Consider the following 20245-nt stretch of genomic DNA (forward strand, 5'->3'; position numbering starts at 1 on the left):
TTTCCCATGAAATATGTATCCTGCTCATCCCTGCGGATGATGCCCTTGTCCGCTGCACTGTTGTTGCTTCCCTATGACGCCTTGGCCGCAGGTCCCGCTGTCCCCACCGACGCGGGTTCACTGCTGCAGGAGTTGCAGACTGCTCCCAGGACGGCGCCAGCACCAAACCAGCCTGAGCTGAAGATCCAATCTCCCGACGCCAGCCAGCTTCCTCCTTCAGCGCCTTTCCTGGTCAAGGAAATCCGCATTGTCGGCAATACGGCATTCGATGCGGCGACGCTGCATGCCCTGGTGGCAGATCAGGAAGGCAAGACGTTGACACTGGCTGATCTTAGTGCGCTGGCTGCGCGCATCAGCAGCTACTACCAGGCGCATGGCTTCCCGTTGGCCCGCGCCATCATTCCCGCGCAAACCATCTCCGAGGGCGTGGTAGTCATCCAGGTGGTCGAAGCCCGATACGGGAAGATCCATCTCAACAACAGCAGCCCGGTGAATAGCCGCTTGCTTGAATCCATCCTTTCCTCCTTGCAGAAGGATCAGATGGTCGCCGAGCGCAGCCTTGACCGTTCGTTGCTGCTGCTCTCCGATGTGCCCGGGGTGGGCGTGGAGGCGGTGCTCAAGCCCGGCGAAGCAGTGGGGACGTCCGACATGGATGTCGTGACCACACCCAAGGCTGTCAGTATCGGCAGCATGTCGATCGACAACTTCGGCAACCGCTACATCGGCAGGGCGCGATTGAGTGGAACGGCCAGCCTGTTCAATCCCCTGCACCATGGCGATGTGCTCTCGGCCAACCTGGTCAGCACGGGCGAACGGATGTCCTATGGCCGGATAAGCTATGACACCTTGCTCAACGGGCAGGGAACGCACGTCGGCGGCGCCTACTCGATGGTGCATTACAAGCTGGGTGACAGCGTCCGTGCGCTTGATGCGCATGGCAATGCCTTGGTGGCCAGCCTATGGCTCAAGCATCCCCTTCTCCGGAGCAGGGACGCCAACCTGTACGGACAGATCCAATACGATACCAAGAAGCTCGAAGATCGCATCGGCGCCACGGGTCTTCGCACCGATCGCCACCTGGACAACTGGGTGCTCAGCCTGAGCGGCAACCTGCGCGACAGCGTCCTGGGCGGTGGTGTCAGCGCCTGGGGCATGGGCTGGACCGCAGGACGGGTGGGCTACGACGACGCGGCGGCAGAGGCCTCGGATGCGCTCACCGCGCAGACCCGCGGCGGTTTCTCGAAATGGAACTTCAACTTCTCCCGTCTGCAGTTCCTGGGCCGGCGCGATTCGCTCTACGCCAATTTTTCCGTACAGTGGTCCGATGCCAATCTTGATTCGGCAGAGAAGATGAGCGTCGGTGGCCCTTACAGCGTACGGGCCTATGACATCGGCGCCATCTCCGGTGATACCGGTTACCTGGGCAGCATCGAACTGCGCCATGAGATGGGAAGCATGGCCGGTGGCACATTGCAGGTGCTGGCCTTCGTCGATAGCGCACGGGTCAATATCAACCGTCGCCAGTGGACGACGGGACAGAACAGCGTCACGCTCTCAGGAACGGGGGTAGGGATGCGCTGGAGCAATGACGCGCTCTGGGAGGCCAGCGCCTATGTGGCCACCAAGATCGGCTCGGCCAACTCGTCGCTGATCGAATCGTCTGCGTCCACGCGCGCCTGGCTGGTGGTCAGCAAAGGATTCTGATCTGTTCATCCCGACTGCGGTATCGGGCTGGGAGAGGGGCGGGAAAGTTCGCATGGTCCGAACGTGCTCTCCCGATCCCCAGCGTTGATCCGCCACGTCAGCAGATGCCTGGCAGCGCCGCATCCATCTCCTGCGCACTCTCCAGAAACACCCGACGCAGCCACTGGATGCCAGGATCATTGCTGCGGTAGCGATGCCACTGCATCATCTGCCGCATCTCGCCCAGCGACAGCGGACTCTCCTTGATCACCACCGGCCATTGCGGAGCCAGCAGCTGCGCCAGCCGGGCATGCACCGTGGCGATGCGGTCCGTCCCCTGTACCAGCGCCAGCGCAGAAGCGAAGCTGAAGCTGGTCACTTCCACCCGGCGCGCAAAGCCCAGCTTCCTGGCCATCCACGCCTCCACCGACGACGCATTGGCCCCAGGCGGCACCATCACCACATGGCCTGAGGCCATGTAGCGTTCCAGCGTCAGCTCGCCTTGCGCCAGCGCACTGTCGCGCCAGACCACGCAGACATGCCGTTCGCGGAAGACCTCTTCGGCAGGATGATCGGGCGTGCAGAATTCCTGCGGCAAGACCAGCAGGTCCACCTCGGCCCGATCCAGCGAGCGGGTCGGGTCTTGCACCTGCGGCATCAGGGCAAAGCGGATGTGCTTGCCCTCGGCGTGCGCGCGCGCCAGCACCCGGGGGATGAGGACGGAGAGCGTAAAGTCCGAAACCGAGATGCGAAACTCGCGCGTGGACTCGGCCGGCACGAAGGCCGGCAGCGCCGCGATGGAGCCATCGATACGCCGCAGCACATCATGCACCGCATCCTTGAGCACCTCGGCGCGCGGCGTGGGCTCCATGCGCCGGCCCACCTGGATCAGCAATTCATCATCGAAATACTCGCGCAGCCGCGCCAGGGCATTGCTCATGGCCGACTGGCTCAGATGGATCTTTTCGGCGGCGCGGCTGATGCTCATCTCCGTGAGCAGTGCATCCAGGGCGACCAGAAGATTGAGGTCGAGCTTGTTGAAACGCATGGCGCTGGTCTCCGTTGTTGTGCTTGTTCTTGCCGACCCTCGGATAGACGACGGATGGGGTGGTCAATGTATTGATGCCGTCCATATCATGAATCAAAACAATCCATTTGATCAATATCAAGCTCACTCTTAAGCTTCACTCATCCGCTGCATGGCCCCACCAGAAAGGGCTGGCGCGGCAAGCCGGCGGCGCACTCGCACTGGATGCGCCGCTGTTGAGCCTGGCCATGACAACGCGCCGATAGCGGCCACACCCCGCCAGGCAGGGTAGGAGACAAGGAGACAGACGTGAAGAGAGGATTCGTGCCGGCATGCCGGCTGGCAACTTGCGCGCTGCTGACCATGGCCGCGGGGCCTGCAGCCTATGCCTTCGAGGGCGGCGTCTCGCCGTTCCTCACCGGTTCCACCAGCGAGTACATCGCGGCGCTGCCGCCCATCCCCGGCCTGTTTGCGGTGGAACAGTTCAACTACAGTTCTTCCAACGGTCTCTACGACAACAATGGCAACAAGCTGCCCATCCCCTTCAAGTCGTCGGCCTACTCGGCCACGACCCGCTTGCTGGCCTCCTATGGCGTGCAATGGCTGGGCGCCAAGGTGTATTCGCAGCTGGTGCTGCCGGTGGTGTCGCTGCATACCGAAGTGGCGGGCCACAGCGAAACGCACAACGGCCTCTCCAACGTCACCGCCACACCGGTGCTGCTGCGCTGGGACGTGGCCGCCCACACCAATGTCACGTTCGGATTCGATATCTCTTTGGAGACCGGCTCCTACAGCCCGACCCGGCCCAGCGTGGCGGTCGGCTACACCTCCTGGCAGCCGGTGCTGGCCGTGCGTCACAACAACCCCGACGGACTCGACCTGGGCATCTCCAACCGCCTGCTCATCAACGACCGCAACAGCAGCACCAACTATCGTTCCGGCACGGCCTATGTGGCCGATTTCATCGGCGGCTGGAACGTCGGCAAATGGAAGTTTGGCGTAACCGGTTCTTACCTTAACCAGTTCACCGATGACCGGCAGAACGGCGCCGACATCACCGGCAACCGCGCCCGCAGCCTGTCCCTGGGACCGACCGTGGCCTACAACGCCGGTCCCTTCAGCATCAACATGAATTACCAGCGCGGCCTGTACGCCGCCAATACCGCCAAGAGCGACGCCATCTGGATCAACTTCGCCATGCCGCTGTGGATGGGCGGGGGCCATTGAGCAAGCGCTCGTCATCATAGGAGTCACACCATGTTCCGTTACTTCCCGACGAACTATGTCTGGAATCTTTCCGTTGACCTCGCCATCGAGATGGGCGCGCGCATCGGTGAAATCGAAGCCATGTGCGCGCCCTTGCAGGAGGCCGCCAGGCAGCCTGACGCCGAAGGCACGGCGGCCTTTCGCGCCACCTGGGCGGACATGGCTGAAAAGCTGTGCAGCCTGGCCGCCGAGGATGAGATGCGCGGCCGCCTGCTGTCGGCGGGCGAGAAATACAAGCGCGCCGCCAGCTACCTGCTGACCTGCGAACGCCTGCAGGGCCATGGCGCACCGGGCCGTCTGGAACTCTACAAGCGCTTCCTGGAAGTGTTCCAGCGCGGTATCGCGCTGGCGGGCGAGAACTGCGAACGGGTCGAGATTGCCTACGAAGGCCGGGTCATCTCGGGTCTCTATACCCGGGCCAGGAACGTGCAGGGGCCGGCCCCGGTCCTGGTGCAGCTCAATGGACTGGACTCGACCAAAGAGATGAAATACCTGGTAGGCCTGCCCGGCTGGCTGGCCGAGCGCGGTGTCGCGTCGCTGGTGATCGACCAGCCTGGCACCGGCGAAGCCCTGCGCCTGCACGGCTTGACGGCACGCTTCGATGCCGAGCACTGGGCGCGTCATGTGGTGGACTGGCTGGAGCAGCGCGAGGACGTCGATCCCACCCGCATCGGCTGTGAAGGGGTCTCGCTGGGCGGGTACTACTGCCCCCGTGTGGTGGCCATGGAGCCGCGCTTTGCCTGCGGCGTGGTGTGGGGCGCCAATCACGATTGGCGCGATGTGCAGAAACGGCGTCTGGAGAAGGAGGGCGATTTCCCTGTGCCGCATTACTGGCAGCACGTCTGCTGGGTCTGGGGCGCCAAGGATATCGACGACTTCATGCGCATCGCCGAGGACGTCCACCTGGACGGCGTGGTCGAGAAGATCCGCGTGCCTTTCCTGGTCACCCATGGCGAGAAGGACAGCCAGATTCCGCTCAAGTGGGCGCATCGCACCTACGAACAACTGGTCAACAGCCCCAAGCGCGAATTGAAGGTCTTCACCGACCGCGAAGGCGGCGTGCAGCACGCCAGCTTCGACAACTCCATCAACGCCGGCCACTACATCGCCGACTGGGTCGCCGAAACCCTGGGCGGCCGCACCAAGCGCTGAACATCGACTGCCAACCTAAGGAATACGCATGAACATCATTGGACCTGACGCCCTGGTATTTGGCGTGGATGATCTGCCCGCCTGCCGCCAGTACCTGCTGGACTATGGCCTCAAGGACGCCGGCGGCGACCGCTTCGAAGCCCTGGACGGCACAGCCGTCGTGCTGCGCGCCAAGGACGACGCCAGTCTTCCGCCAGCCATGGGCACTGCCAGCCTGCTGCGCGAGACCGTCTATGGCGTGGCCGACAGCGCCACGCTGGACGCCATCGAGACCGAACTGCGCCGCGACCGCGAAGTCAGCCGCCGCGATGGCGTCGTACGCAGCGTCGATGACATGGGCTTTGCGCTGGCCTTCCAGCTCACCGTGCGCCGCCCCCTGACGCTGCCCGCTGAACGCGTCAATGGCCCTGGCCACGCCCAGCGCGCGCCCAACGAACTGGGTCTGCCGCCGGAATTGCCGGCCTTGCCGCGCACGCTCTCGCATGTGGTGTATTTCGTGCCGGACGCGGCCAAGGCCGAGGCCTTCTATCATCGCCTGGGCTTCGTCTGCACCGACCGCTTCACCGGCGTCGGCCCCTTCCTGCGCCCTGCAGGCACCCTGGACCATCACACCCTGTTCATGATCCAGACCCCGCCCTTCATGAAAGGCTGCGAGCATTTCACCTTCCATATGGGCGGTCCGACCGAACTGCTGCTGGCCGGCACCCGCTTCGTGGAAAAGGGCTACCAGAGCTTCTGGGGACCCGGCCGCCATCGTTTCGGCAGCAACTGGTTCTGGTATTTCAATTCCCCGCTGGGCTGCCACGTCGAGTACGACGCCGACATGGACCTGCACGACCAAAGCTGGGCCGCGCGCGAAGTTCCCATGGGCGCCGATGCCTCGCAGCTGTTCCTGTTCCAGTACCGCGAGAAGTGGGCGCCGAGCGGCCCGCCGCCGCCCGGCGCGGCGCACTGAGTACGAGGACGAATACAAAGACGAATACGACAGCGGAGACAGCCATGTACCTGTGCCACATCACGCAACTGCCGGAGAACGGCGCACGCGGTTTCGATACCGAATCGGCAGGGCAGGCCACCATCTTCGTCTTGCGCCGGGGCGACCAGGTCCGTGCCTGGCGCGACAGCTGTCCGCACCACGGCACGCCGCTGCCGTGGCGGCGCGACGCCTATTTCGACGGCACCGGCCAGCACCTGGTCTGTGCCGCCCATGGCGCGCTGTTCGATCCCCTCACAGGCGTCTGTACGCTCGGTCCCTGCCAGGGCGACACGCTCACGGCAGTACCGCTACGCATCGATGACGACGGCGGCCTGCATGTGGACGCCGGCGATCCGCTTTAACTCTTTCAAGAAAAACATCCAGGAGACTCACCATGACACTCGCAGCCCAACGCATCCTCATCATCGGCGGCGGTTTTTCCGGCATGTCGGCCGCCATCGACCTGCGCCGCCGCGGCGCCCAGGTCGATCTGGTGGAGCTCGATGCCCAGTGGCGCAACTATGGCGCTGGCATCAGCCTGGGGCCGGCCACCCTGCGCGCCTTGAAGCAGCTGGGTGTGCTGGAGGCCTTCCTGCGCGAAGGGGCGGCCGGCGATGGTGTGCGCCTGTGCCTGCCGCATGGTCCGCAAGTGGCCGAACTGCCTACACCGCGCCTGGCCAGTCCCGATGTGCCGGGCGGCGGCGCCATCCTGCGTCCGGTGCTGGCGCGCATCCTGGCCGACGCCACCCGCGCGGCCGGCGCCGATGTACGCCTGGGTTGCACCTTCAGCGCAGTGCGCGAAGTCGGGCACAAGGTCGAAGTGGACTTCACCGATGGCCAGACCCGCCGCTACGACCTGGTGATCGGCGCCGATGGTCTCTATTCCAAGCTGCGCATGCATCTCTTCCCCCATGCCCCCAAGCCGCGCTACAGCGGTCAGGCGGTGTGGCGCGCCGTACTGCCGCGTCCGCAAGAGATCGTCACCTGCACCATGTGGATGGGGCCGCGCATCAAGCCTGGCGTCAATCCGGTGTCCAAGGATGAGATGTACCTGTTTGTCACCGAACCGCGCCCGGTCAACGAGCACGTCGATCCGACCACCTTTGTCTCGCACCTGCGCGGTTTGCTGGAAGAGTTCAGCGCCCCCGTGCTCAAGACCATCCGCGAGCAGCTCGATGACAATGCACGCATCATCTTCCGTCCGCTGGAAGGCCTGCTGTTGCCACGTCCGTGGTACCAGGGACGCGTGGTGCTGATCGGCGACGCCGTCCATGCCACCACGCCACACCTGGCCTCGGGCGCTTGCATCGGCATCGAGGATGCGCTGGTGCTGGCCGATGAGCTGGAACGCCACGGCACGGTGCCGCAAGCCCTGGCGGCCTTCGAGGAGCGGCGCTGGGAGCGCTGCCGCATGGTGGTGGAAAACTCCGCGCGCCTGGGTGAGATCGAGGTTGAAGGCGGCGACAAGGACGAGCATTCGCGCATCATGCGCGCCTCGCATGCGGCGCTGGTGCAACCCATCTGAATGCGCAATGCAGAAGAGCACGTAAAAAATATAAATCATTAACAGTTCTTGACCTGCGCACAACGCGAGGAGACGACATGATCACGAGCTATTCCAAGCGCGGCCTGGCTGCGCTGATGCTGGCGCATTGCGCCGGCATGATTGACCTGGTGGCCCTGCCGGTGTGGGTCGGCACGCTGGTGGCGTATTACCATTTCGATGCGCGCCAGGCCGGCCTGCTGGCCTCGCTCTTTCTCGGTGGCGCCGTGCTGGCCAGCGCCATGCTGGCGCCGCGCTTCGATCCCGAGACGGCGCGCTGGAAGGCCGCCATCGGCTTCGCCCTGTCGGCGCTCTTGTTCACCGTGGCGGCGCAGACCCATCACTACCTCCTGCTGGCCCTGTTGCATGCCGTCTGCGGCATCACGACCGGGCTGTCCTTGAGCGTCACGCATGGCACCATCGCCCGTGGCAGCAATCCGCATCGCGGCTTTGCCCTGGTCGGGATCGCGCTGGGCGTCTTCGCCATCCTGTTTCTCGGCAGTGCGCCGCCGCTGGTCGCTCACCTTGGTGGCAGTACGCTGTTCTATCTCTTTGCCGGCGTGATGGCGGTGGGTGCGCTGGCCAGCGCCTTGGCCTTTCCGCGTGCCGAGACCGATGGCCTGCCGCGCGTGTCCACCGTGCGTCCACCGGTGCCGCGTCAGGTCTGGTACGGCATCGCCGGGATCGCCTGCATGGGGCTGGTGCAGTCGATGACCTTCAGCTTCCTCGAACGCGTCGGCAGTGATCGTGGCTTCGGCCTGCAAGCCGTCACCGGCGTGCTCATCGCCCTGGGTTTCGTCAATCTCCTGCCCGCTCCACTGGCGGCTCTGCTGGAAAAGCGCCTGCCGGCCCGCAACGTGCTCATGGCCGGCCCGCTGGTGCAGGCGCTGCTGGTGCTGGTGATCATGTCCTCGGCGCGCTTCGCACCCTATGCCGCCGCCGCGTCGGTATTTGCCGCGGTGATGATCTTCACGCATACCTTTGCCTTCGGTCTCATGGCCCGGCTCGACCGCAGTGGCCGCGCCATGGCCGCCACGCCCGCCATGCTGATGACCGGCGCGGCCATCGGCCCCATTCTCGGCGGCACGCTGGTACAGGGCTGGGGCTATGGCAGCCTGGGACCAGTGGCGCTGGCGCTGGGCCTGACGGCATCGTTCTGTTTCTCGCGGCTGCCGCGCGCCGCCGCCGTTCAACCTCAGGAGGCCCTGGCATGACCGCATCCTTGCAAGCACGTCGCCGGCATCGCTTCGTCGACTTGTCCATCTATCTCGAAAACGACGTGCTCTCCGATCCGCCGCCACTGGCGCCCAAGATCACCTACCAACAGCACGCCGACACCTTGCCCGAATTCATGGCCATGCTGCCCGGCACCCGGCCCGAAGACTATCCCGACGGCGAAGCCGCCGCCGCTGAATGGGTCACCCTGACCACGCACAACGGCACCCATCTCGATGCGCCCTGGCATTTCCATTCCACCCAGGACGCCAAGAACGGCGGCGCACGCCCCTCCATCACCATCGATGAAGTCCCGCTGGAGTGGTGCTTCCAGCCCGGCGTGAAACTGGACTTCCGCCACTTCCCCGATGGCTACGTCGCCACTGCCGCCGACGTGGAAGCCGAATTGAAGCGCATCGGCCATGTACTGGAGCCACTCGATATCGTCGTGGTCAACACCCGCGCCGGCTCCCGCTATGGTCACCGCGACTATCTCGGCGCCGGTTGCGGCATGGGTTATGAAGCGACCATGTACCTGCTCGAACGCGGCGTACGCCTGACCGGCACCGACGCCTGGAGCTGGGATGCACCCTTTTCCTATACCGCCCAGCGTGTGGCCGAGACCGGCAACAAGGCTCTGATCTGGGAAGGCCACAAGGCCGGCCGCGACATCGGCTACTGCCATCTGGAAAAACTGCACAACCTCGAAGCCCTGCCAGCGCATGGCTTCATGATCAGCTGCTTCCCGCACAAGATCCGCGGCGCCAGCGCCGGATGGACGCGCGCCGTGGCGATCTTCGACGCCGCCTGAACCTGCTTGCCACTGGAGTCATCATGAGCTTTCCCCCCATCCATCGCGTGGTCACCGGCCACGACGCCCAAGGCCGTTCCATCGTCAGCAGCAACGGGCCGCTGCCGACCGTCGTGGAAATCGCTGCTATCCCCGGCACCGTGTTCCACGAAGTCTGGAGTACCTTCAGCACGCCCGGCACGCCAGTGCAAGTGGACAACGGCGCTGATCCCACCGTGGGAGCGCTGGTGCTGTCTCCGCCAGCCCACGGCACGCGCATGCGCTTCGTCGATATCCCGCCCGATACCGACGAGTTCCTCGCCCATGGCCATCACAAGATGCAGGATGCCTTTACACAGATCGGCGAAGCCCAGGCCTCCACGGTGCAGGCCGACTCACCGCATCCGCTGATGCACCGCACCGAGTCGGTGGACTATGGCGTCGTCATCGAAGGCGAGATGACCCTGGTGCTCGACCAGGGCGAAGTCGCGCTCAAGCCGGGCAGCGTGGTGGTACAGCGCGGCACCAACCACGCCTGGGCCAATCGCTCGGGCCGGCCCTGCCGCATGCTCTTCATCCTGGTCGATGGCCGTTATGAGGCCGACATCGCCGCCCAACTGCGCAAGGAGGGCTGAGCCATGAAACTGGCCACGCTCCCCGATGGCAGCCTGGATGGCGCCTTGCTGCTGGTCTCCCGCGACCAGCGCCATGCCGTGCCGGTGCCGCAGATCGCCGCCAGCCTGCTGGACGCCGTGCAGCGCTGGGACCAGGTACAGCCCTTGCTGCAAGAACGTTACGAAGCCCTCAACCAGGGCGGTCTCACTGAGGCCATCGCATTCGACCCGCGCCAATGCATCGCCCCGCTGCCGCGCAGCCCGCAATGGCTGGATGCCTCGGCCTTCCTCAATCATGGGCGGCTGATGGAAGAGGCGTTCAAGACGCCACCGATCCCGCATTTCGACACCGTGCCCGTGATGTACCAGGGCGCCAGCGATGATTTCCTCGGCCCCTATCAGGACGTGGCGCTGCCCTCGGAAGAAGATGGCATCGACTTCGAAGGCGAATTCGGTGTGATCGTCGGCCCCGTCCCCATGGGCGTGCAGGCCAGCCAAGCCTTGCAGGCAGTGCGCCTGCTGGTGCAGATCAATGACTGGAGCCTGCGCGCCCTGGGACCGCATGAGATGAAGACTGGCTTCGGCTTCCTGCAGGCCAAGCCTTCCACCGCCTTCGCTCCCATGGCCGTCACCCCCGACGAGCTCGGCCCCGCATGGCGCGACGGCCGCGTGCAGATGCGCCTGCAGGTACAGTGGAACGGCCAGCCGTTTGGCCATCCGCACGGCGGCGAGATGAATTTTTCCTTTGGCGAACTGATCGCCCACGCCGCCCGCAGTCGCCGGCTCACCGCTGGCACCGTGATCGGTTCGGGCACGGTGTCGAACCAGTCGCGTGCGGCAGGCTCGGCCTGCATCGCCGAACGCCGCGTCATCGAAAAGATCGACCACGGCGACATCCGCACCGGCTTCATGCGCTTTGGCGACGAAGTCAGCATGCAGGCCTGCTTTGACGATGGCCGCAGCGGGCCCTTCGGCCTGCTGCAACAACGCGTGGTGCCAGCACGATGAAGATCCTCGTCACCGGCGCAGGCGGCTTCATCGGCGCCACCCTGGTTGCGCTGCTGCGGCAGCGCGGGCAAGCAGGCGGGCGGCGCATCAGCAGCCTGGCCGTGCTGGACCGGCAACTGGGCGAGACTGCGCCAGACATGGTGCGCATCGAAGGCAATCTGCAAGATGCGCAGGTGCAAGCACAGATCGTCGCCTTCGGCGCCGACCTGTGCTTTCATCTGGCCGCGCTGCCCGGCGGCGCCGCCGAGGCCGATCCCGCGCTGAGCCGGCGCGTGAACCTGGACGCCACGTTGGACCTGTTCGAACTGCTGGCCCGGCGCGACCCGGCCACACCGCCCCCAGTGGTGGTCTACGCCAGCACCATTGCCGTCTATGGCCTGGACCTGCCCGATCCGGTGACCCCGGCCACACCGCCCCGCCCGGCATTGATCTATGGCGCGCACAAGCTGGCTTGCGAAATCCTGCTGGCCGACTACACCCGGCGCGGCCTGCTCGATGGACGTTCCTTGCGCCTGCCCGGCATCGTGGCGCGTCCGCGAGCGGCATCGGGGCTGGTGTCAGCCTTCATGAGCGAGCTGTTGCATGCACTGGCGGCGGGCGAGCTCTTCACCTGCCCCGTGGGGCCGCAGGCGACGGCCTGGTGGATGTCGGCGCAGCGCTGTGCCGAGAACCTGCTGCACGCAGCCTCGATGGACCCGACCCGCGACCCCGAAGGCGCAGCGGCGCGGGTCTGGCCTTTGCCAGTGCTGCGGCTGTCGATCGCGCAAGTGGTCGCCACGCTCTCGGCCTTGTATGGCGTGGATGGACAGGCGCTGGTGCGCTATGCACCGCAGCCGCAGGTGGAAGCGGTCTTTGGCCGCTATCCCAGGCTGGATGACCGGGCTGCGCGGCAGCTTGGGCTGCGTGATGATGGGTCGGTGCAGGAGATGGTGGAGCGGGCGCTCATATCCCGGGGTTGAGCACTGCCGACTAGGCTGTTCAAGATCGCAACAATGATCCGAATGAAACGCGGCTTGAATGGACCTCTTACGAGGAACAGAATCAAGATGACCTTAATTGTCACTTAATGGCCGTAACGATCCGCTGACACCCTTCATGCCAATACGGGGGCGCATAGCCCGCGAAATTGACCTGTCTTCCTTTTTCTTCGAAGGCAGAGAAGCGTGATGCCGATCAAGCAGAGAAGGGCTTGTAGAAAGGCTTGCGACCGCGTGACAGCGACCTCAAAAAAACTCACTTATCCGGTGACTACAAAATTTGTCGCAGATCATAATCGTTGAACGAAATGCTTGAAAAGAAATAAGCAACTCGCTAGCATTGATTTGACCTATCGATAACATTCGGGGAGTTATTGTCAGGTTGTGAACAAGGGGGGCTTTGTTCACCCACCGTCTCACTGAATCTGCAACGCTATCTAGCCTACGGCATGATGCGGATTCAGTGAGACGGTGTCGTTTTGGAGCTGAGTAAAACTCATCAATCATCTTGGCTCGGCAGTGTTGCCCAATAAGTGATGGGCGCTAAATTATTATGCTGATGGCAGCGTGTCCATGAAGTGGCTGTTTACTAATTCATGATCCTGAGAGCTAAGGCAGTTCCTGTGCGGATCTTGAATTGTGGTCATCAACTGCCAGGAAAAAACGGCACAAGCACCAGCAAGGTCAGTAGTCCGGCGGCGTTAAAGGAGGGGGAATGCGCAACGTCTACACGACTCATACGGGGCCGCTCGCGCGAGGTGAGCATGCTTGCCCTTCAGGCAGAGGGGAATGCCTCCAACACGATCTCGAGCGCTGGCGCCTGCGCCTTGTGAGTTCCAGTGTGTATCGCCGGTGGGCGACGTACCTGGCAAGCTCGTCGATCACGCAACTGTTTCGGTGGGTGAAGGGGAGAATGGCCCTCGTCATTGGAAGTGCTTGCACCACTTCATTCAAGATCGTCTGATTGTCCCATCCCGATTTCGTCGCAAACAGCTTCTCGTGTCAGCTCCGTTTCATATCGAGAAGACTTGGCGCGGCCTAAGCTATCTAAGCTATTCAGAAAATATTAGTCCGACCGATTGAAGCAAGCTGTTCATGAAGCGAGTTCTAACTAAATGAGGGATTGGAGCGATGCATGAAGAGGGATCTTGAAGAAAGACATCGTCAATCACAGGCCGAGAAATCCGTAGGCCGTCAGTTTCCCAGGCTGCTCCGAGCGACCCTGGACTCTCTGGATAGCCAGATTGCATTGATAGACCGTGCCGGGGTGATCCATTACGTCAACAAGACATGGTGTGAATTCGGGATCGAGAATGGCATTCCTGCTGGCTACAGCTGGATCGGCGTCAATTATCTCGTCGTCTGCCGTTCGGCAGGCGACCGTGGCGATGGGGATGGTCGAGAAGTCTACGAAGGTATCCGATCCGTTGTCGAGTCTGGCGCACCATTCTTCCAGTATGAATATCCCTGCCATAGCCCAAATGAGCAGCGCTGGTTCATGATGCGCATAGCTCCTGTGTTGGGGGCGGAAGATTTCTTCGTCATCTCTCACGTCGTCATCACAGGACGTAAATTGGCTGAACAGCGCGTAGAGCGCCTGAATGAAAAGCTTGCGCTGCTGGCCGTCACGGATAAATTGACCGGCTTGGCCAACAGGATGAAGCTGGATGAAGTACTTGATAACGAAATAAATCGTGCTGATCGATATGGAAAGAATTTATCGCTGATACTGCTGGACATTGATCACTTCAAGGAAGTGAATGACAATTTCGGGCATTCGACGGGCGACGCCGTTCTGGTCCGTATCGCGGAGATTTTGCGGGCTAACGTGCGATCCTCAGACCTGGCAGGTCGTTGGGGCGGGGAGGAGTTTCTGCTCATCTTGCCGGAATGCGACATGGAGGATGCCGCGCGCATGGCCGAAAAACTAAGATTGCTGATAGAGAACTATAACTTCGTACCTGTCGGTAGGCGCACATGCAGCTTTGGCGTTGCGGCCTATCAAGCAGGACATGACCGTACTACGCTTCTGACCTTGGCTGACCTGGCACTCTATCGGGCAAAAAATACCGGTCGCAATCGCGTTGAAATCGCCGCTAATCTCGAATCAGCAGTGAGTCACAGAGATTGCAACATCTAGGCATGGCAATCACAAGGCAAATATGCAGGGTGCAGAACTCTACTTAAGGCCTGTTGCTGGCATGCGCATCAAGTTCTTTTTGATGGCGCTCAGAACGGTGTGTCGAGGTCGTTGACAGACAAGATTCAGCGAGAAAAATAAGTCCTTGTTTCTGCGGGCATTGTTGTGCTGGCACTCGATTTGCTAAATGGAGTGGGTCATCTTGACTCAACTTCTTTAGGAGATACTCAGATGTCCATCCAACGACTTTCCCTCAATGTCAGCCTGGCCGCTATCCTCATGGGCGCCGCCCTTGCGCCGGCGCATGCCGTCGTCATCGATACCACATCACTCTGGGAGGGAACGAACCCCGTCCGCCACTTCGGCGGCAGCAGTTCCACCGCGACCTACGGTGAAACCTTCTTCGCACCCGGCGGAGCGCTCAAGAACTTCACGTTCTTTATCAATACTTTCGGCAAGAGCATTGCCGCCAGCGCCCGAATCTATGCATGGAGCGATCAGCCAAACGGTGGATCGGCGGTGGGCAAGGCGCTGTTCGACCGGACCGTCACGCTCAACAGCAACAGCCTGCAGTCTTTCACCTTCCATACAGGTGGCCTGGCGCTGAGCAAGAATGCGTCCTACGTGGCCCTGCTGACGGTGAAGGACGACGCTCAGCCCAGCGGTTCCTATTGGGGTATGCTCCCGCGTCGCTCCGGACTGCCTTATGACGGTAAGTTTGTTTTCTATAACAACAATGGAGATTCCTTCCGCCTCACCAACTCGACCTGGGATGGCCTCAGTTGGCCCAACTCGCTGGCCTGGAAAGCGACGTTCAACGATGTTCCTGAACCGGCCAGTATGGCCTTGCTGGGGATGGGGCTGTTCGGCTTGATGGCAAGCCGGCGCAGGAGCAAGTCTGCGCAGGCTTGAATAGTGCAGGTGTGAGCAGGGCGGAAGTGGCCGGCTGGTCCGGCCACTTCTGTTTTTTATGCGCGTGCAGTGCGAGTCTGCAGGGTGTGCTTCGTCAGCGTCTTCCAATTCGCTGCTGAAAGGCGGATCGACTTATGGGCGGTCTTGCAGCGTCAGATCCTACTTCTCCCTGCGCAAGGCAAACACCGCCCCCGCCAGCACAATGAATCCTCCGATGATGGCCTTCTGCCAGGTACTGGGCACCCCCGCCAGGATCAGCACGTTATTGATCAGCGTCACCAGCAACACGCCCAGGAGCGTCCCCATCACGCTGCCATGCCCGCCGGTAATGCGCGCTCCACCCAGCACGACGGCGGCGATCACGTCCAGTTCGCTGCCGACCAGGTCGAAGGGATTGGCCAGGCGCGTGCTGGACACATGCACGATCCCCGCCAGTCCCGACAGGAAGCCCGCATAGCCAAACACGAACAGATGCACCGAGCGCAGCTTGTAGCCCAGGCGCTCGGCAATGGCCAGGCTGCCGCCGACGGCGTAGACGGCGCGGCCCATGAGGGTGCGGTTGAGCAGCCACCAGGTCAGCACACTGGCCAGCACCAATACCAGCACGGTGGCCGGCAGCACGGCATGCAGTCCGTTGGCGGTGTCATGGCGAGCCAGCGTCAGCTTGCCGAAGCTGTCCATGGCATGGGGGATATTCATGAAGAAGACCGTGCCCACGAAGGTCAGCAGGATGCCGCGATAGAGATACTGCGTGCCGATGGTGACGATCAGCGAAGGCGCCTTGAGCCAGTCCACCAGCAAGCCATTGAGCACACCGAGCCCGGCGCCGCCGACCGCGCCGGCCAGCAGGATGACGGCGATGTGCGTCTCAGGGAACCAGGTCATCACCACCTTGGTGATGGAATACATGGTCAGCGCGGCAATGGCGGCGAAGGAGACATCGATGCCGCCGGCGGCCAGCACGATCATCACGCCCAGGGCGAACAGGCCCAGCGTGGTGCAGGCGCGGACGATGTCGAACAGCACCGCCAGCTGGAAGAAGGCGGGGTTGATCAAGGCCACCGTCAGCACCACCAGCACGATGAGCAGCAGGGTGAAGGCGGAGGGATTCTTCTTGAGCAGGGCGGCCAGGCTGGGGCGGCGCTGGACAGGTGCGTCGGTGCTCGCGTCGGCGGCCTGACGGGTGAGGGTGCTTGCGTCCATGACTAACTTTCCTGACTTTGCTCGGAGACCAGATCGTGGAACAGCTCGCTCTCGGCGAGTCCTTCCACGGCATAGCGGCGCACGATGCGGCCGCGTTTCATCAACAGCAGGTTGTCGCAGTTCTGCAGCAGCTCGGGCAGGTCGTCGCTGATGAGGATGACGCCCAGGCCGCGCTGCGCCAGGTCCTGGATGATGCGGTAGATGATGTCCTTGGAGCCCACATCCACGCCTACCGTCGGCCCATGCAGGATCAGCACGCGCGGGTTGATGGCCAGCCAGCGCCCGATCAGCACGCGCTGCTGGTTGCCGCCGGACAGCGACTGCACTGGCCTATCCACATCGGGCGTGGCGATCTGCAATTGCCGCACCGTGTCGGTGGAAAAGCGCTGGCAGGCGGCGGCGTCGAGTGCGCCGAACTTGCCGCGCAGCTTGCGCAGGATGGTGGTGACGATGTTGTCGCGGATCGACTTGTCCAGGAACAGGCCTTCGCTGATGCGGTCTTCGGGGACGTAGCCGATTCCATGGGTGATGGCGTCGCCGGGATTGCGCAGCGACAGCGGCTGGCCTTCCAGCGTGATCTGGCCTGCGCGGGCGGGTTCGACGCCGGCCAGCGCCAGGGCCAGTTCGTTACGACCTGAATCCAGCAGTCCGGTAATGCCCAGGATCTCACCCTGGCGCAGCGCGAAGCTGACGTCCTCGAAAGCGCCATGGCGACCCAGTGCGCGCACTTCCATGAGCGGCTTGTGCAGTTGCGCGTCGACGCGGTAGCGTTCCTGGCTCAGTTGCTTGCCGGTCATCAGCTGGCCCAGCTGGGCCTTGGTGAATTGCTGGATCGGGCCTTGCGCGACCTTCTCGCCATCGCGGAAGACGATGGCCTGGCCGCCGATGGCAAAGCACTCATCGAGCTTGTGGCTCACGAAGAGCACGGCCACCCCATTGGCGCGCAGGCCATTGATGACCTTGACCAGGGCATCGACTTCCTTTTGCGTGAGCGAGGTGGTGGGTTCGTCCATGATGACCATGCGCGCGCTGGTGGCGATGGCGCGCGCGATGGCGATCAGCTGGCGGGTGGCGATGGGCAGTTCGTCCACGCGGGTGTCGAGGAAGTCGGCGTCGGCGGGAAGATTGACGGCGCGCAGCGCCCGCGCGGCGGTCTGGTTCAGGGCGTGGCGGTCGAAGAGGCGCGCCAGCCGGCCCTGGTGATGCACCAGCTGTTCGCTCAGGGCGACGTTCTCGGCCACGCTCATGTTGGGTAGCAGGGAGAGATCCTGATAGACCGTCTCGATGCCCAGCGACAGCGAGGCCAGCGGCGTGAGCTCGGCCACGCGCTGGCCCTGGATATAGATTTCGCCTTCGCTGGGCGGCTGCGCACCGGCGATGATCTTGATGAGGGTGCTCTTGCCGCAGCCGTTCTCGCCCAGCAGGTGATAGATCTCGCCGGCGTGGATGGTGAGGTCGACGCCGCGCAGGGCGTGCACGCCCGCAAAGCGCTTGTGTATTCCTTGCAGGCGCAGGAATTCCTGGGCGGGCGCGGCAGAGACGCTAGAGGTGGTTTGACTGGTCATAGTGAAACGCGATGACGGAGGACATCCGCGGGCGTGACGGCAACTCGGCGCACGACGGATGTCCGGTGGGTCTGATCAGGCCGCGATCAGAACGCGTACTGCTTGTAGTTCTTCTTGTCCACTTCCACCCAGGCCTGGCCGGTGACGATCACGCCCACGCCCGGACCCTTCTTGACGGTGACCTTGTTGTAGCCGGGAATACCCAGGTCCATGCCGTCGGTGATCTTCTTGCCCTGCACCAGCATCATGGCGGCCTTGTTCATGGCCAGGCCGGCATCCTTGGGGTCCCAGAAGGCGATGCCGCCCACTGCGCCCGATTCCAGGAACTTGGCGGCTTCACTGGGCAGGCCAGTGCCATAAACGCAGACCTTGCCCTGCAGGCCGGCTTCTTCCACGGCGCGGCCGATGCCCAGCACATCCAGCGACGAAGAACCCTGGAAGCCCTTGATGTCGGGGTGCTTGCGCAGGATTTCCTTGGCCTTGGCGTAGGCCTTTTCGGCGTCGTTGGCCGATTCGTTCTTGGCGTCCACCAGGGTCATCTTGGGATACTTCTTGGCGGCATTGGCGGCCCCGCCATCGGCCCATTGCACCTGCGACTGGCTGCCCAGCGAACCGACCAGCGACGACCACTTGCCGGCCTGGCCCATGCAGGCCGCCAGCCGGTCGTTCAGGCGCGCGCCGTAGGCGGTGTTGTCGAAGGCTTCGATATCGACCAGGGTGTTCTTCTGGTTGTCGGCTTCATGGGTGACCACCTTGATGCCGCGATCCAGGGCGCGCTTCAAGACCGGTTCCAGCGTGGGCGGGTCCATCGAGACCACGGCGATGGCGTCGACCTTCTTGGCCACCAGGTCTTCCACCAGGCGTTGCTGCTGGGCCGCGTCCGATTGCGCCGGGCCGATCTGGCGGGTGGTCACGCCGGGATTGGCGGCGGCGAATTCCTTGACGCCCACTTCCATGCGGTTGAACCAGCTGATGCCGGTGATCTTGACCACGGTGACGATATCGATGGGTTTGTTCTGCGCCTGAAGGGCGCTGGCAAAGCCGACGGCGGCCAGGGCCGATACCAGTACGCAAGCCGATTTCTTGTTCATCATGTCTCCAGTTTCCCCACTAAGTTGGATGGATCTTGACAGGCGGGGTGCTGTTCAAGACTTGCGCAGTTGCGCCTTCGAATTCGGGAAGAAGTCACGCCAGCTGACCCGCGCCGAGGCCAGGAAGCACAGCAGCAGCAGGCCCCAGGCGCAGTCGCGGAAGAAGTTGGAGATCTCCAGCAGGTTGAAGGTGGACGACAGCAGTTGCAGCGCCAGCGCCGAGAAGAACAGGCAGACCATGCGCCCGTAGCCACCCTGCGGACGCACCCCCGCCATCACGGCGATGAGGATGGCGATCAACAGGTAGGAGTTGCCGTAGTCAGCCTTCACGCTGGCCGTGCGGGCCGCGATGATGATGCCGGCCACCGAGGCCAGCACGCCGCTGATGACATAGGTGGCAAAGCGCAGGCGGTTCTGCGAGATGCCGGCATAGCGGGCCGCGCGCGCATTGGTGCCCAGCAGGTAGAGCTTGATGCCGAAGAGGCTGTAGCGCATCAGCCAGCCCACCAGCAACAGCAGCGCCACGAAGATGATGAAGGGGATGGGCACGCCCAGCACCGATTCATTGCCGATGGCCGAGATCGGATCGACCACGCTGATGCGCAGGCTCGAGCCATTGGTCAGCACCACGGCCAGTCCGGTGAAGATCATCTGCGTGCCCAGGGTGCAGAGGATGGGAGTGAGGTTGCCACGCGAGATCAGCCAGCCATTGAGCGCGCCGCCCAAGAGGCCAGTCACCAGCGCCACGGCGATGAAGCCCAGCGTATAGGTCCAGGGCGCGGCGTCGGGGGCCGCCACCAGCAACGGCATGGCCGCTGCCGCCACCACGCCGGCCAGGTTGGCCAGGCCGATGCCGGAGAGGTCGATGCCGCCATTGCCGGAGATCATCGCCAGCGCCACGCCGATGGCCAGCAGGCCCAGTTCGGGCAACTGGCTGGCCATGGACTGGAAGTTGTAGATGTCCAGGAAGTCGCCATGCGAAAACACGGTCGCCACCAGCAGGATCGCTACGTTGATGACCAGCAGGAACAGCAGTTGCGGGTCGGAGATCTTCAGTTTCATCGTCATTTCACCTTGCCGTGA

General features: G+C 63.2%; 18 protein-coding genes. 13 read left to right on the top strand and 5 right to left on the bottom strand.

Going from position 1 to position 20245, the window contains the following annotated elements; genetic code table 11:
• Window positions 1-6: 6 nt before the first annotated feature.
• Window positions 7-1704: a ShlB/FhaC/HecB family hemolysin secretion/activation protein gene (locus ACP92_RS04990; protein WP_013233031.1), complete on the top strand. Its 1698-nt coding sequence runs from the start codon at window positions 7-9 to the stop codon at window positions 1702-1704.
• A gap of 97 nt (window positions 1705-1801) precedes the next feature.
• On the opposite strand, the gene ACP92_RS04995 is transcribed toward ACP92_RS04990, so the two are convergent.
• Complete coding sequence (locus ACP92_RS04995; RefSeq protein WP_013233032.1) at window positions 1802-2731, bottom strand: LysR family transcriptional regulator; 930 nt, start codon at window positions 2729-2731, stop codon at window positions 1802-1804.
• A gap of 342 nt (window positions 2732-3073) precedes the next feature.
• On the opposite strand from ACP92_RS04995, the gene ACP92_RS05000 reads away from it, so the two are divergent.
• The 12 genes from ACP92_RS05000 (at window position 3074) to ACP92_RS05055 (ending at window position 15303) form a co-directional block, all read left to right on the top strand.
• Complete coding sequence (locus tag ACP92_RS05000) at window positions 3074-3937, top strand: SphA family protein (RefSeq protein WP_041310253.1); 864 nt, start codon at window positions 3074-3076, stop codon at window positions 3935-3937.
• A 30-nt stretch (window positions 3938-3967) separates the two neighbouring features.
• Window positions 3968-5128 carry an alpha/beta hydrolase family protein gene (locus tag ACP92_RS05005; protein WP_013233034.1) on the top strand — a complete coding sequence of 387 codons (1161 nt, stop codon included), beginning with the start codon at window positions 3968-3970 and terminating at the stop codon, window positions 5126-5128.
• A gap of 28 nt (window positions 5129-5156) precedes the next feature.
• Window positions 5157-6083: a VOC family protein gene (locus ACP92_RS05010; RefSeq protein ID WP_013233035.1), complete on the top strand. Its 927-nt coding sequence runs from the start codon at window positions 5157-5159 to the stop codon at window positions 6081-6083.
• A gap of 44 nt (window positions 6084-6127) precedes the next feature.
• A complete protein-coding gene (locus tag ACP92_RS05015) occupies window positions 6128-6466 on the top strand; it encodes a Rieske (2Fe-2S) protein (RefSeq protein WP_013233036.1) in 339 nt (112 codons plus the stop codon).
• Between the two features lie 32 nt (window positions 6467-6498).
• On the top strand, window positions 6499-7629 hold the full coding sequence (locus ACP92_RS05020; RefSeq protein ID WP_013233037.1) for an FAD-dependent oxidoreductase: 1131 nt from the start codon (window positions 6499-6501) through the stop codon (window positions 7627-7629).
• 77 nt (window positions 7630-7706) lie between these two features.
• Window positions 7707-8861 carry an MFS transporter gene (locus ACP92_RS05025; RefSeq protein ID WP_013233038.1) on the top strand — a complete coding sequence of 385 codons (1155 nt, stop codon included), beginning with the start codon at window positions 7707-7709 and terminating at the stop codon, window positions 8859-8861.
• The gene (locus ACP92_RS05030) at window positions 8858-9673 is read left to right on the top strand and encodes a cyclase family protein (RefSeq protein WP_013233039.1); all 816 of its coding nucleotides are present in this window, start codon (window positions 8858-8860) and stop codon (window positions 9671-9673) included. Before ACP92_RS05025 ends, ACP92_RS05030 begins: the two co-directional genes overlap by 4 nt.
• 23 nt (window positions 9674-9696) lie before the next feature.
• Window positions 9697-10287, top strand: a complete 591-nt coding sequence (locus ACP92_RS05035) for a cupin domain-containing protein (RefSeq protein WP_013233040.1) — start codon at window positions 9697-9699, stop codon at window positions 10285-10287.
• A 3-nt stretch (window positions 10288-10290) separates the two neighbouring features.
• Window positions 10291-11274 (top strand): fumarylacetoacetate hydrolase family protein, encoded by a 984-nt coding sequence (locus ACP92_RS05040; RefSeq protein ID WP_013233041.1) that lies wholly within the window; start codon window positions 10291-10293, stop codon window positions 11272-11274.
• Window positions 11271-12233 (top strand): NAD-dependent epimerase/dehydratase family protein, encoded by a 963-nt coding sequence (locus ACP92_RS05045; RefSeq protein WP_013233042.1) that lies wholly within the window; start codon window positions 11271-11273, stop codon window positions 12231-12233. The genes ACP92_RS05040 and ACP92_RS05045 overlap by 4 nt, the downstream gene beginning before the upstream one ends.
• 1153 nt (window positions 12234-13386) lie before the next feature.
• The gene (locus ACP92_RS05050; RefSeq protein ID WP_013233044.1) at window positions 13387-14391 is read left to right on the top strand and encodes a sensor domain-containing diguanylate cyclase; all 1005 of its coding nucleotides are present in this window, start codon (window positions 13387-13389) and stop codon (window positions 14389-14391) included.
• Between the two features lie 231 nt (window positions 14392-14622).
• Complete coding sequence (locus ACP92_RS05055) at window positions 14623-15303, top strand: PEP-CTERM sorting domain-containing protein (RefSeq protein WP_013233045.1); 681 nt, start codon at window positions 14623-14625, stop codon at window positions 15301-15303.
• A gap of 159 nt (window positions 15304-15462) precedes the next feature.
• Here the strand turns inward: ACP92_RS05055 and ACP92_RS05060 are convergent, their stop codons facing one another.
• The 4 genes from ACP92_RS05060 to ACP92_RS05075 all read right to left on the bottom strand — a co-directional run bounded on the left by ACP92_RS05060 (window position 15463) and on the right by ACP92_RS05075 (window position 20230).
• Entirely contained in the window at window positions 15463-16506 is a 1044-nt protein-coding gene (locus tag ACP92_RS05060) for an ABC transporter permease (protein ID WP_013233046.1), read from the bottom strand.
• A gap of 2 nt (window positions 16507-16508) precedes the next feature.
• On the bottom strand, window positions 16509-18071 hold the full coding sequence (locus tag ACP92_RS05065) for a sugar ABC transporter ATP-binding protein (RefSeq protein WP_013233047.1): 1563 nt from the start codon (window positions 18069-18071) through the stop codon (window positions 16509-16511).
• A gap of 86 nt (window positions 18072-18157) precedes the next feature.
• A complete protein-coding gene (locus tag ACP92_RS05070) occupies window positions 18158-19165 on the bottom strand; it encodes a substrate-binding domain-containing protein (RefSeq protein WP_013233048.1) in 1008 nt (335 codons plus the stop codon).
• A gap of 51 nt (window positions 19166-19216) precedes the next feature.
• The gene (locus ACP92_RS05075) at window positions 19217-20230 is read right to left on the bottom strand and encodes an ABC transporter permease (RefSeq protein WP_013233049.1); all 1014 of its coding nucleotides are present in this window, start codon (window positions 20228-20230) and stop codon (window positions 19217-19219) included.
• Between the last annotated feature and the right edge of the window lie 15 nt (window positions 20231-20245).

Source organism: Herbaspirillum seropedicae (assembly GCF_001040945.1).
Taxonomy (GTDB): Bacteria; Pseudomonadota; Gammaproteobacteria; order Burkholderiales; family Burkholderiaceae_D; genus Herbaspirillum; species Herbaspirillum seropedicae.